Origin of the sequence: Sphingobacterium micropteri, from assembly GCF_014692515.1 — a bacterium.
GTDB lineage: Bacteria > Bacteroidota > Bacteroidia > Sphingobacteriales > Sphingobacteriaceae > Sphingobacterium > Sphingobacterium micropteri.
The window spans coordinates 77806-92159 of the sequence record NZ_JACOIK010000001.1 but is presented as its reverse complement, the minus strand read 5'-3'; the positions used below and the strand labels follow the sequence as shown (position 1 = coordinate 92159).

Below are 14354 nucleotides of genomic sequence, written 5' to 3'. Positions count from 1 at the left end.
TACAAAAGAATCTATCTTTTCCATGGTTCATTATCTTTTTGGTAAACCCACTATTTACCCAAAAATGCTGCAAGCTGTTCTTTGCTCTCGAAGGTACGGATCCAATCTATTTCATAGTCAGTAGCCGGATCATCCTGTGGTATATCGGCAATTTTCAACTGGAACGTATTCAGGCTGATTTCTTCATTGGGTCTTGCTGGTCCACTGCCCATACTGAGAGCGGACATATCCCAGAAATACACATCTTCGGTTGCATAATCAGTGGCATATTTATTAAAGCCATTACCAAATGCACCGTTATTGGTATCGAAGGTAATCCTTGCTCCTTCCGGTTTTTTCATCTTGATAGCGAAAATCGGATAGGTACCCGTATGAACAATAACCGGCAATTTGGTTTGCTTCAAATCGGCACGTTTATTTCCCGAAGTTTGTGTAAACTTAACATTCAATTTACCTCCGCTCACGGTCATCACTCCTCCCTGCTGTGCTTCCCAACCTTCAGCATCTCCATCTGTGGTAAATTCCCAGATATAATGCCCAACAATCACTTCTTGCTCGACGATATTACCGTAAAACTCGATCTCTGCAATATTACAGCCGGGAATAGCTGGATTTGTGTAATAGATATATCGGTAGGAATTTTCCGTCTCTATTGTTGCTTCAGTGAAATCTCCGGACAGTGGTGCTACTGTAATCGTATGCAAGACTTCGTATGTCGCCAACGAAGGATCATTGGATCCTCGGATCTCACCACCGATCATACGCGTAGGATAGTTACCTCCTCCGGTGTTGATAGGTGTACGTGGTGCATACCGGACAGAACTCAATATCGCGGCTTTGCCTACACCCAAATCATAACCTACATGCCCTACCACACCGGAAGGCCCGTCAACAAAAGTCGCGAAATCACCATCTATTGCCGCTTGGATAGTTGTGTTAGGATCATTTCCCCAAGATCCGCTATGTCCGATCAGTGTGCCCTCTAATTTTTCAAGACCAATCATCAGGTAACCAGCTGTAAGACGTTGGCCGTCGACAATTAAGATAATACTTCCCGAAGATACATCTGGAACTGTAAATCGTACCTCTGTAGGTTTGACACTGATTACGTCTACTTCCGCTTCACCGATAAATACCTGAACCAGTTCTAAGTTTTCACCAAAGTGCTCTCCTGTTATCGTTACCTCATCACCTTCCTGCGCTTTATCCGTACTAACCAGAATCACCCTAGCCGAAGGCAACAATGTTAAATCATCCTTGGTCTGATCCTTTTTTCCGAATATTTCTACCGTCAAAACACCTGAAACAGCATTTTCCGGCACCAATACTTCGATTTTATTATCCTCCACGTGGTTTACAGAATCTGCCTTTACATCGCCAAAATATACGTTGACAGCATTTTTTATTGTACCGAAGTCTGCTCCCTCAATGGTAATCAGGCTTCCCACATATCCCTGCTTCGGATAAAAGTCATTCACGATCGGTGCAGGGTATGAAAATTCTCTAAAATTAGGCCCTTTTTCGCAAGAAGCGATGATTAGCGCCATGACCATCCCTAGCCAAGCTAGTGACAGTTTTCTATATGTTAATCTTTTCATATAATTTTTTATTAATTGGTTGCTCACGCCTGTTACATTAATCCAACGTATACATCAATGTACCGAACCCAAGTTGATCATAACCGCCACTATTGGGGCTATAATTACCGCCACCACCTTCGGGGTATACCGATTTCATCCCCAATTCGGTGTATTGTGTAGCTTGTGCATCTTTGTCTTTAATTTTAGTATAATGATAGTACGGTCCTGCCCACACCGGTCTTGTTTCTCCTCGTCCGGCATTGCTGATCTGCGTATGTATCTCTGTCTGTGCACAATTTGCTGCCCATCGACGGGTATATTCCTGAAACGGAACCTCTAGATTCGCCACATTGTATTTTGCCACGTACTCACATGCCTTTAAGAATCGGTTGTCGTCCAGACCATAGAAATCGTCACCTTGATTCCACGCCAGCTGTGCAATGTGTCCGGCAATACCGATCACCATCACGGTGTGCCCTTGGTCACGTCCACTTTCCTGAATCTGAGCCAATCCGGCATTTTCACCATCAAATACATGGTTAAAAGCTTTATACCAGTTACCGTTTCCGTTACCATTTTGCAAGTAATCTACTGCATAATTGTATATACTGCGGTTATCGGTCAATATCCCGATTGCCATTACTGAAGCAATGTTTGCCAAATCCCAGTTTGCCCAATAATGCGAATCACAAGTACCCCAGTGCGACGTCAAGAATGCCATATTCAAGCTATAAAATACATCCAACATCCATTGTTTATAGGCTTCAAAATCTTGAGCTTCCCAGCCGTCATAATCGCGCAACAGTTCTCCCGCCACCGCAAACTGATAGCCGTAGATTCCACCTGCTAAAGCTGTATTGGTATCACCACTGATCCGTTCACAGGTAGCTGCCCAAGCATTCAAGATATTGATGGCCGTCTCCGCATAAGCGTCATCGCCACTTATTTTCCAACGCAAAGCCAATTGATAAGCTGCCGCTACGTCGCGCATCGCGTTACCATAGTTGTCGGGATCAGGCTCTTCGCGACTTCCACCACCTCTGACCAATTTGACCACAGGGCTAGCTGTACGCATCAACTGCGCATGTGAATTGTTTATCAACCTATCCCATCCTGCAGTAACCGCTTCCTCTCCGGCGTCAAGTTTTGCCTTGATACGCGCAAAGTCCTCCGGCGTATGCAATGCCCCTACGTGTTTCATAGGAATATTTGGTTCTAACGTATCGATCACGGATACAACGTCCTCCTCTTGTGGCGGTTCCGGTGTCGGCCGTATAATTTCCGGAACATCGTGTTTACACGCTCCCGTAACCAACAATATCGCTCCAAACAATATCGTGTACATATTTTTTTGATATTTTATTTTCATCACTCGTCTTTCTTTATTTTGTATTCGAATCAACTTACGCTTCCGAAACTAGTAACCGGGATTTTGCAGCAATGCATCGTTCAGCTGTCGCTGGTTCAGTGGAATCGGATTCAGATAATGTCGTTGTGTTACCGAATGGTTTAAATGGCTGGATATAACAATTGCCGGCAGACTTCCATCTGCTGTTTCAGCATTCTCCTCTCCCCAGATGAAGCTAGAAGCATTATACGCAGTAGTTGGCGTGCCACTGGCATCTTTAAACGGGGTCGCGTACGTCGCATTGCCGACAATTCTTCCCATCCGGGATTCGTTTAGGCTTTCTTCCAAGATTCCCCATCGCTTCAAGTCATCAAACCGCTTACCTTCCCGATATAGTTCAACAGCACGCTCTCTTCTGATTTCTTCCAACATATCCAAGCCATGTGTTGTTGCTAACGCATTGGTCAACGGCGCTACTCCTCCACGTACGCGTAGTCTGTTTATCGAATTGTTTAATTGCTCATCTGTAATCGAACCATTTAACTCATAAAGAGCCTCTGCATACATCAGATATACCTCCGCCAAACGGATGATCGACCAGTTAGCAGATTCTGTAGCATCGGGTCGACGTCCTTCAACATTATAAGCTGCATATTTTTTGTTACCGTATCCGCTGGTTGAGTAAAGACTTGCGTAATCCAATGTGACACTTGTTGGTGGGTTAGACGGCCCGTACAGATAACTCAACAAACGTAAATCCCTATCCTGAAACTCAGAAGTAACCGTATGATATCCCTGAAATAAAGGCGATTTCTCTGGTGGCAAACCATCGGTACAGACGGCCATATCGACAAACTTACGGCTTGGTGCCAATTGATCAGAAGTCCAGGTCACATTAAGCCTTCCCTGCCGATGCGTAAAATCATACACACTGTACAATATAAATTCTTTATTGGTCGTCTTGTCATATCCGCCAGGATTTGATTCTTCGTCTTCCAGATTAAATAGATACCAAGAACTTCGGTTACCCATTCTGGAATCTGAATTCTTGTTCCACAATTCATAACCTCCGTTGGCTATGATATCTTCACATTGGGCAATCGCGTCGGTTAGGTATTTATTGACGTTAGCGGGGTCATAGCCTGCTGTACCCGCTCCTATCGATGTTCCATCTCCGTCAGGCCCACGTCCGACGTATTTTTCCCAAGTAGCTTCATATAATTGTACCTGAGCCTTGAACGCTTTTGCCGCCCATCTACTCACCCTGCCTTTGTCAGCAGCCGGAATATTTTGTTCGACCGGCAATTTGGCTATAGCTTCATCCAAATCGGCTAAAATTTGTGCAGTAACTTCGTATCGGCTGTTTCGTTTCCCAAACAATTCGGGAGAATCGACGTCCAATACGGTTGTTACCAAAGGAACCCCACCATAAGATTTTAATAACCCAAAATAGGAATATGCTCGGAAAAAGTAAGCCTCTCCCACATATTGGTCGATATCCGTTCCGGTATACTCAGCAGCCTTTTCCAACAAGATATTACAATGTCGTATCCCACCATATCCCCAATCGGTACCAGCCGAACCGATGGTTCCTGTTCCTAAGCCTTGTCCATTATTGTTATTATTGGCCGATAAATCCGTCCAGTTGTCCATATTACCAAAACTCCAGCCCTCGAGAATACCATTTCTCCAAGCCATACCTCCCCATGTCTCCCGATAACCATAAAAACGTCCGGTATATTCCTTAAAATCCTTTGCCTGCTTAAAATATACCGCATCAGTACGTGTCGCCGGCGGGGTCAAATCGATGAAGCTGTCCTGACAGCCTGCCAGACTCATACAGAAACCGCCGATCAATATATGTTTTAAAATACTTTTCATGTTACAATCTGTTTTGAAAATTAAAAACCAATGTTTACACCAAATGACCAGGTTCTTGCAAACGGATATCCCGCATTATCGCCATCGGTCGAGTTTCTACCTGTTTCTGGATCAAACCCGTCTTTAATAGCCGTTGCCTCCCACAAGTCATTACCCGAAAAATAAACCCTTACTCTACTCATCTTGGCCCGGTCGGTAATATGTTTCGGGAGGGTGTACCCGACGATTAAGCTTTTTAGGCGGATATAACGACTATTTTGAAGCATAAAATCGTTGTTCTCATAATTCCATTTAGCACGGTCAACATTCGTCGTTAGACGTGGAAACGGAGCATTTGGGTTATCTTCCGTCCAAGTCTGCCCCAAAAATGCTGGATTCTGGTTGGTATATTGTGCGCGGAACGGATAAGCCATATAGCCGTCCCGCATGACATTCTGCTTTAAATGTCCCTGAAAGAACATATTCAAGTCGATTCCTTTCCAAGATCCGCCAAGGTTAATCCCATACGTATAATGCGGCATGCCGTCACCCATGTAGACCAAAGAGCTGGCCTCGCTACCTGCAGGGGTGATCTCACCTGTACCCGCTACATCCACTCTTTTCGTATCGCCGGGACGTAATGTTCTCTGTGGATTGGTCGACGGTACTCCCGCTAAAGCTTCGTTTTCACCGTATTTCGCATAATAAGCATCCACATCAGCCTGGTCTTTAAAAAAGCCATCGGTTTTAAACAAAAACCACGACTTGTGCGGAAACCCGTTGACAATATTATTTTCACCTACCTTAAATTGATCTGCATTTTCAACACCTGAAACAATATTTGTTGCATCGCCGATATTAAAGGAGATATTGTAACTGAAATCTGGCTTGGTCTCTTTCCAACCAATCACAAACTCCCAACCTCGCGTATTAAAATTGCCGGAATTGGTTAAAGGCGCGCTTCCACCTAACACACTAGGATATGTTACACCAGTTAACATGCCAATATTCTCTTTCTCATACGTATCAAAAGAGGTCGTCAACCTGTTATTCAAAAAAGCTAAATCAATACCGATATTCTTTTGAGCGACGGTTTCCCAGGTACGGGTATAAGAAATTAATCCGTCATTGATCAAACCCGAAGACGTCTGAGAGGAAGCTGGATTCCCCAGTGTCGTGGTTAGGATTTGAATCAAGGATAAATAATCAAATTCCCCCAAACCAGAAGCTTCGTTCCCTGTCGAAGCATAACTTCCCCGAATTTTACCGAAATTCAGGATATGCGAAACGGGCTCCATAAAGCTTTCTCTCGTGAAGACCCACGCTCCTTGTGCTGATCCAAAATTCTTGAATTTAAATCCTCTTGCAAAACGGGAGTTACCATCGCGACGGCCGATTAATTCGATAATATATTTTTCATCGTAGTTATAGTTCAACCTAGATATATACGAATAACGACCATTCAGACTTTTCCCACCCGTATTTGTCTGCAGCTCGGTATCGGCCAAGCCAATATCGTAGATACCGTTATCTTCAAATCCTAATCTACTGCCCGTTAGTTGTTGTGATCGCGTCTTTTCTGCCGTGATACCTGCCATAGCCGACAGATTATGTACGCCATTAAATGTTTTGTCATAGCGTAATAAGCCTTGGTAGTACTCATAATAACTTGTATAATACTTCGTTCCGAAAGTATTGTTTGTACCATCTGTCATGTGTGCATTTCGAGTAGGGTTGCCATACCAATCGTACAGCATCACCGGTACTACATAGCGTTCATCATCGTAGCGCTCCGTCTGGACAGAGGCCATCCCCTCGATCGATATCCCGTTCCATATATCATAAGTGGCTTTTAGATCTAATCTCCCTGTCAAGGAGTTTTTATTAAACCGCCCTGCATCGGAAGTCGTAGCTGCAGCGTTTCTAATCGAGCCATTGTCGATACCATTAAAAGGAGCCAACCACTGCCCGAGCGGATTCTTTGCCGGATAAAATGGCATATCAAAAGAATATAGGATATTCCCTAACCCTCTGGATGGCATAGCCGTGCGGGCATTAATTATGCTGACACCCGACTCTAACTTTAATTTATCGGTAAGTTGATAGTCGTAGTTGAAACGTGCATTCATTTGCTTTTGTCCGTCATACGCCGTTGCTAGATTGGCTTGGTTATCGGCGTAGCTAAATGACAACCGGTAGCCAGAGCGATCGCCGCTATTAGATAAGCTCAAATTATGTTGATACGAGTACCGGGTAGCAAACATCTCATCAATACGGTTCGCATTATAAATATAGAAATCCGAAGCGGTGATATTAGACATATTATACAATCCCTCATGACCGGCAGCCATTTCTCTCAGATTGTCTTCCCCCCATATCCACCAATTTGGCACCGTCTCTTCTTTATTCGCTTCAATCCATACATTAGCATACTCCTGCATCGTGGGCGAGTAATTGACCAATCCGTTCGTATTAAATCTGAAATTGCCGGTATAGTCGACCTTTACTTTTCCTTTGCCGCGTTTAGTCGTCACCAAGATCACGCCGTTAGCAGCACGTGAACCATATATCGCCGCTGCTCCGTCTTTCAATACCGTCACAGATTCGATATCATCACTGTTCAAATTCTGAAAGGAATAATAATTTAATGTGGGTACACCGTCGACGATAATCAAAGGATCACTACCATTAACAGATGAATTACCACGAATCCGAAAACCCAGACCCTCGTTGCCCGGACGCGGTGAGTTACGGGTAACCACCAAACCGGGGGTCTGCCCCTGCAATGCCAAACCTACGTTGGTGACGGCACGGTCCTCAAACACCTTGCTGTCTACCACCTCCACGGCACCCGTCAGCGTTGCCTTTTTCTGCGTACCATAACCCACCACGACCACTTCTTCCAATTCATCGCCGGTAGAAACCAGCGATACCTCCATGTTGGCGGCTGCCTTTTGTACTTGCGTTTCGTAGCCGATCAAACGAAATTCTACCGAAGCGCCAGCCGAAACGCCTTCAAGCGAAAATCGTCCATTGTCCCCGGAGCTTCCTAGTGACACATTATCCACACGGATGGACACTCCAGCAAGTGGATCCCCTGTAGCGGCATCTTTCACAAGTCCCCGCACCTGTATCTGCTGCGCATATATCGGTGTTAAATAGAACAACGAGATACTACACATCGCAACAAATGCAAAAAAATTAAAGTTTGTAATTTGTTTCATACATAGTTAGTTTATTAATTTAACTGTTTAAAATTGGTTGTCATCATTGTGACAATTCTTGGTATCATAACCTTGAACGAAACAAATATCAGCCCTTTGATGCGGATACACTAGGACATTTTGTCTCAAATCATGGGTTCATTTGTCCAACCACATAACAGACTAGTAATGAAAACATAACACATCAAATAAGCATAAATAAGCACCTAAAATGGTACAAATCATCCGTTATAAATAGTGTTATAAGAGCAGTAAGGGCGTGGGACTTAAATCGAATCGTCTTCGTTATTTCTATATTGTGATGGAGTCACACCGAAAGTACTTTTAAAATGTTTGTTAAAATACTTTTGCGTATTAAAACCCACCATGTAAGCAATCTCCGTTATGTTTAGTTGGCTATCCCGTAGGAGCTGAGCAGCTCGTTTTAGACGTATAGCTCGAATGAAATCTGCCGGACTTTGTCCTGTTATAGACTGTAGCTTGCGATAGAGATGACCTCTGCTCAAGCCGATATCCTGTCCAAGGTGTTCGACACCATATTCCGGATTATCCATATTTTTTTCTACACTTCGTAATGCTTTTTGCACCAGTTCCTCATCTAACGAATTGATCGTAATGCTGCTCGGCGTAACTTCAATAGTCGTATGAAATAACTTCTTCCGCATTTCCTGTTGTTCGATCAGACTCTCGATACGGGTATGCAATACATCGAATACAACAGGTTTAGACAAATAGGAATCAGCACCCGCCGCATATATAGACATACGTGCTTCATCAGACATACGTGCCGTGAGCAGTATTATTGGAATATGGCAAGTCTCGATGTTACTTTTCAACTGCTGGCATAAGGTAATACCGTCTACATTAGGCATCATCATGTCTGAAAGAATAAGATCCGGTTCTTCCGTCAAAGCCAGTTGGTAAGCCTGTTTTCCATCGGGAGCTTCCATGACGATGTAATATTTGCCGAGCTCATCGCGCAGAAACTTACGAAACTCATAATTGTCCTCGGCGATAAGAATCTTTTTTGTTGGAAGATGCTGCAAAAGATTATCTTTTGGATGTTCAACGTCCTCCATCGGTAAAGGCTCCTCTTGCTTTTCAAATAAATCAGTAGGAAGCTGCACGGTAAAAGTACTTCCTTCTCCCAATTTGCTCCGGACATCGACTTGCCCCTCATGCAATTGTACGTATTCCTTTACGAGATACAGTCCGATTCCTGTTCCTGTATGATCGTCCCGCTGATTATTAGCTTGTCCAAAGCGATCAAAAATTCCCGAAAGATCCGCATCCGGAATTCCCGCCCCGCTATCTGCAACCATAATCTTGACATAATCCCGTGAAGAAACATCCTCTCTGGATATGGATAACCTAACTACATCCCCTATATCCGTAAATTTGAAAGCATTGGACAAAAGATTATTTATCACTTTTAATAGTTTGTCTTTGTCAAAATAAAGGTATATCGCTGTATCGGATCCTTCGAAAATAAAATTTAGCTTTTTGCTTTCTGCTAACTGTTTAAAAGCGGTATAAATCCCCTCCACAAATTCGACAATATCGCCATGGCTAAGACGTAATTCTTCCCCCTTCACCTCTAACTTGCGAAAGTCGAGCAGTTGATTGACCATTAGAAGAAGATCCTTGGACCGCCGATATATCGAAGTAAGCTTATCTTTCATGGATAAATCTGCAGCTTCTTTAATCAATAAGTCAAGCGGCGTCATGATGAGCGACAACGGTGTCCTCAACTCATGGCTTAAGTTGGTAAAAAAATTCAGTTTAAATTGATCCAGTTCCTCTTTTTGTCGTTGTGTCTCCAGTTCTTGTTGACGTAGTAGACGCAAATGATTTCGTCTATTGAAATAGCGGATAACTATTATAATAGCCAAAACAAACAATATAGCGTAGAAAGCCTTGGCCCACGCTGTTGCCCAAAACGGTGGAGCAATAATAATAATGATTTCGGCGTATTCCTCGCCCCATACTTTATCACTATTGGCGGTATAAACTTTAAATGTATAATCTCCGGGAGGCAGACCCGTATAATTGATACGGCCTACACCATCAGATTGTATTTCTGTCCAACCCTGATCGTAATTTTCCATGATATAACGGAAATAGGTTCGAGATGGATTTACAAAGTTCAACCCGGCAAATTCAAGCGTAATAAAGTTTTCGTCATGCTTAAGGCGGATTTTACGGTTTTGATTAATGGGCTGCTCCAGTAAAACCCGACCGTTATATTCACTTCCAAATCGAACCGGTATATTAAACAACCGGAAACCGGAAAGAATTGGTTTATGGTTACTGGCGTTGTAGATAAATCGACTCGGGTTGAAAACACTTACACCATGTACACCACCGAAATACATCGTACCATCGCTTGCTCTTAAGGATGCTCCTATATTGAACCGTCCCGCCTGTATACCCGCTCCATCTATACGTCCAAAATTCGTGACGGAAAAAACATATCCATTCTCTTGGCGTTCGGTGGTTATCTTGCTAATTCCATTTACAGTAGACACCCATATATCTCCATTTTTGTCTTCTAATATAGCGGACACCGTTTGATTTGGTATATCATCATGCAACATGATTTCATACAGCTTTTTATCCTGTTCATCCCATACTTTCAAGCCGTCGACACTAATCCAGTGCAAACCTCTATTGTCTGGATGAATAAAGTTAAATTCAGCGCCATAGGTGTCTATCTGTTTACGATAAGAAGGGAACCAAACGCTATCTTTGACGGTGTTGTAAAAATACAATTCCTCCGCAGCAACGGCGATTGTCTCTTCATCCATACGTGAAAATGTCAACCCTAATTTCAGGTGCTTGATTTCCGGATGTTTTTCATACAGAAAATCAATATCTCCCGTATTCGGATCGAAACGTCCAACGCCTCCATACACACTGACCCATAACTGCCCTTGTCCATCTTCCATGATCATCCGACCGTTATTGGGATTGGGATCAGCATGTATGGATATTCCCTTCTTTTCATATTGCCTTACCTTTCCGTTTTCGATACAGAAGATACCATTTAGAAAGGTAGGGATCCAGATGCGCCCTTTACTATCCCGATAGATCCACATACAGAGCTTTCCATTCAGTTCTTTATAAACCGGTATGATTTTACCGGAACGGGGGAAATATCTAAATAAGCCGTTTATCGTACCGATCAATATCGTGCCGTCTGGCTCTTCTAGAAAACAACGTACATTTTCATTGGTAATAGGACTATCATGTGCCCCCGTGTGCAGAAGGTGAATCTTTCGCATGCTGGCGTGATAGTAACATACGCCTTGAAACAATGTTCCTATCCACACCCCATTGTCGTCATCAATATACAATGAACTGATGTCGTTTATGAGCACCCCGCCAGAAGTCAAAGGCATACCCACAAATGATTGTACCTTTTGTCCTGTTCCCCGGATAATGCGTATTTCAGATTGGGACGTTCCAATCCATACCAACCCTTCGTTATCAACATCCATACAAGTGAAGAAATTGGACAGACCTGAAATACTGTTAATGACATCCCAGCTCCCCGATGAAAAGGAATAAAAGAAAACGTCCGTATGATGCATCAACCAAAGGCCTCCCTTAGCGGATATTCGCATGACCATATTATGGGAATCGGGGTTTATCTGTCCTGTCAAACGCTCATCATGACCGATGATCTTCCGCGTTTTATAACTCCACCTCTGCACCAGCCCTTTAGAATAGAGAATCCAACAGTCATCACCGTCCTGTTCGATCTGCCGCGGCACACCATACTTCTTTTGCGACACCGAATCCATTTTTAGCAAGGAAACCAACTCTTCTTTTACGACATCGTAGTATGAAAATTCGTTGTCGTCAGCAAGAAACCAGAGATTTTTTGATTTATCTATAAAAAAATCGACAAGTTTCTTTTGAACACCATAGGACCTTATCACGTGGCTAATATCTCCTACAAACCGATTCGTTTTCAGATCCAATAATTGTAATTGTTGATGTTGTTTGATCCACAAACGATCTTGGGCATCGATGTACTCACGCTCGTAACCATTAAAATGCCATTGATATACAGAACTGATTCCTTTTCTAAAATAATCAAATGTTGCTCCGTTATAGAGGTTCAGCATGGTTTGGGTACGAATACTAATACGGCCATCCGGCAGGCTACTTATCCCTTTCACCATGTTATCCGACAGTCCAATATTCGCATCGATATGTCTGAAAATATAATGCTCCTGAGCCAGGACCATAGTGCCCATGATCATCATGATGACGAGTAACATCAGTTTATCCCAAACAACTTTTGTGACCACTATACGCCTAGGTTTACTTAGATTCTTGATTACAAATGTAAAAATAACATCTTTCTTATCAAGAATAAAAATTCCGCTAAGGATCCCTATTTCAATTTATCTTTTATTCAATAAATAGATAGGGTTTTATAGGGGTATTATTCGGACCTTATTCGGACTTTATTCGGATAAAAACGAATAAAATCCGATTTAAATTCCTATGATATCAATTTAAGATATTTTTTTGTTATAAAATTAATATTTGATTTATGTCTTACTATTTCTTATTTTAATCCTGTATTATAAATTCTCAGACTATGGCAAGAGTTAAAAATGGTGTGAATGGAACTGTTTCAGGTAAAGTAGGATCATCCGTTTTTTGTAAATGGAAAGACATTTATTATGTTAGAAGCTTGCCCCGAATAAAGAAAAAGCGAAAACCTACCTTAGGGCAGCAAAAGAATCAGAGCAAATTTGCTTTTATGCAAGAATCTCTGTCATCCATTGTCCGTTTTGTCCGTTTAGGCTTTATGCAGTATGCTCCAAATCGTACAGGCCATAACTCGGCGATGTCGTATAATTTACGTGAAAGTGTCATCGTGGAAAATGGATGCTATCGTTTGGATTACGAAAAGTTTGCTATAAGCCGCGGACTGCCATCTCCGGTTTCCAGTGCTGAATTCCATCAGGAGAGCGGACATATCATCATACGATGGAATGTCGACGATGTCTTCAGACAGAAGTACGGAGACAGAATGTTTCGGTGCATAGCATTACTCTATCCCGATAACGGTGTAGATCCTACACATACTGCCGGCGTATTGCAAGATAGTTATCTAGAATATTGTGAACAGATTATTTCTATAGAACAGGCACCCCAAGACATAGTCTATCACATATACCTAGCGTTTCTTGCTTCTGATGGGAGTAATATCAGCACCGATAGTATATACCTGGGTAAAACTGTAACAGCGTCTACACAAGTATAGCTTGCTTATTAGACGGTTCACGACCGAGGAGCAATTCCTCGATATTCCTTAGCGTGGTAGAGGCTATTTGCGTCAATGCTTCCTCCGTAAAGAATGCTTGATGGGCTGTAATCAATACATTCGGAAAACTCATCAGGCGCTGAATCGTATCATCTTCGATGATGGTACCACTTAAATCTTTAAAAAACAATTTCTCTTCCTGTTCATACACATCGAGGGCGAGCCCCCCAATTTTGTGTTTCTTCAGCCCATCGATAACCGCTTCAGTATGGATTAACGCACCTCGACTCGTGTTGAGTAAAATAACCCCATCTTTCATTTGTTGAATGGTCGATTGAGTAATCATATGTTTATTCTCGGGTGTTAATGGGCAATGGAGTGAAATAATATCGGAGGATCTATATAAAGTATCCATATCAACATACAACACGCCTATGTCCTTTAGTTGTTCATCTTCATAGACATCAAAAGCAAGCAATTCACAACCAAACCCTTTTACTACCCGACAAAAGGCCTTGCCAATCTTCCCGGTTCCAACAACACCAATTGTTTTTCCGTGAAGGTTGAAACCTAACAAACCGTTTAACGAAAAATTTTGCTCTCGAACCCGGTTGTAGGCTTTATGCGTTTTGCGGTTCAACGTCAAGAGCATAGCCATCGCATGTTCTGCCACTGCTTCCGGAGAATAGGCCGGCACGCGGCATACGGATATACCAAATTCTCTGGCTGCATCCAAGTCGACATTATTGAAGCCGGCACAGCGCAATGCTATTATTTTCACGCCACGCGATGCGAGCACCTCGATTACTTCACGGTTTACGCGATCATTGACAAAGACACATACCGCATCCACATCGTTTATAGCTTGCACGATATGCGGGCCTAAATGTGTTTCATAAAACTGATACGTAAACCGTTCGTCTTGGTTTTCGCGATTGAAAAACATACGGTCATAAGGTTGGGTTGAAAAGAAAGCTATTCTCATCGATATAATTATTTATAAGTGTAAGATTTCAATGAAATAAATGAACTCGTTGCACTCGGTTGTCTTTAAA

The 14354-nt window shown here is 42.7% G+C and carries 7 protein-coding genes; 1 reads left to right on the top strand and 6 read right to left on the bottom strand.

The features are described from left to right. Positions 1–50: 50 nt before the first annotated feature. The 5 genes from H8B06_RS00335 to H8B06_RS20865 form a co-directional block, all read right to left on the bottom strand. Positions 51–1598, bottom strand: a complete 1548-nt coding sequence (locus H8B06_RS00335; protein WP_190992297.1) for a DUF4979 domain-containing protein — start codon at positions 1596–1598, stop codon at positions 51–53. A gap of 37 nt (positions 1599–1635) precedes the next feature. Further along, entirely contained in the window at positions 1636–2925 is a 1290-nt protein-coding gene (locus tag H8B06_RS00330; protein WP_190992296.1) for an alginate lyase family protein, read from the bottom strand. 72 nt (positions 2926–2997) lie between these two features. Further along, entirely contained in the window at positions 2998–4809 is a 1812-nt protein-coding gene (locus H8B06_RS00325) for a RagB/SusD family nutrient uptake outer membrane protein (protein ID WP_190992295.1), read from the bottom strand. 20 nt (positions 4810–4829) lie between these two features. Next, a complete protein-coding gene (locus H8B06_RS00320; RefSeq protein WP_190992294.1) occupies positions 4830–8012 on the bottom strand; it encodes a SusC/RagA family TonB-linked outer membrane protein in 3183 nt (1060 codons plus the stop codon). A gap of 266 nt (positions 8013–8278) precedes the next feature. After that, positions 8279–12331 (bottom strand): hybrid sensor histidine kinase/response regulator transcription factor, encoded by a 4053-nt coding sequence (locus tag H8B06_RS20865; protein WP_190992293.1) that lies wholly within the window; start codon positions 12329–12331, stop codon positions 8279–8281. 296 nt (positions 12332–12627) lie between these two features. On the opposite strand from H8B06_RS20865, the gene H8B06_RS00310 reads away from it, so the two are divergent. Beyond that, positions 12628–13299: a DUF6266 family protein gene (locus H8B06_RS00310; protein ID WP_190992292.1), complete on the top strand. Its 672-nt coding sequence runs from the start codon at positions 12628–12630 to the stop codon at positions 13297–13299. Here H8B06_RS00310 and H8B06_RS00305 read toward each other — a convergent pair. After that, positions 13286–14284: a 2-hydroxyacid dehydrogenase gene (locus tag H8B06_RS00305; RefSeq protein ID WP_190992291.1), complete on the bottom strand. Its 999-nt coding sequence runs from the start codon at positions 14282–14284 to the stop codon at positions 13286–13288. The genes H8B06_RS00310 and H8B06_RS00305 overlap by 14 nt on opposite strands. Positions 14285–14354 lie beyond the last annotated feature (70 nt).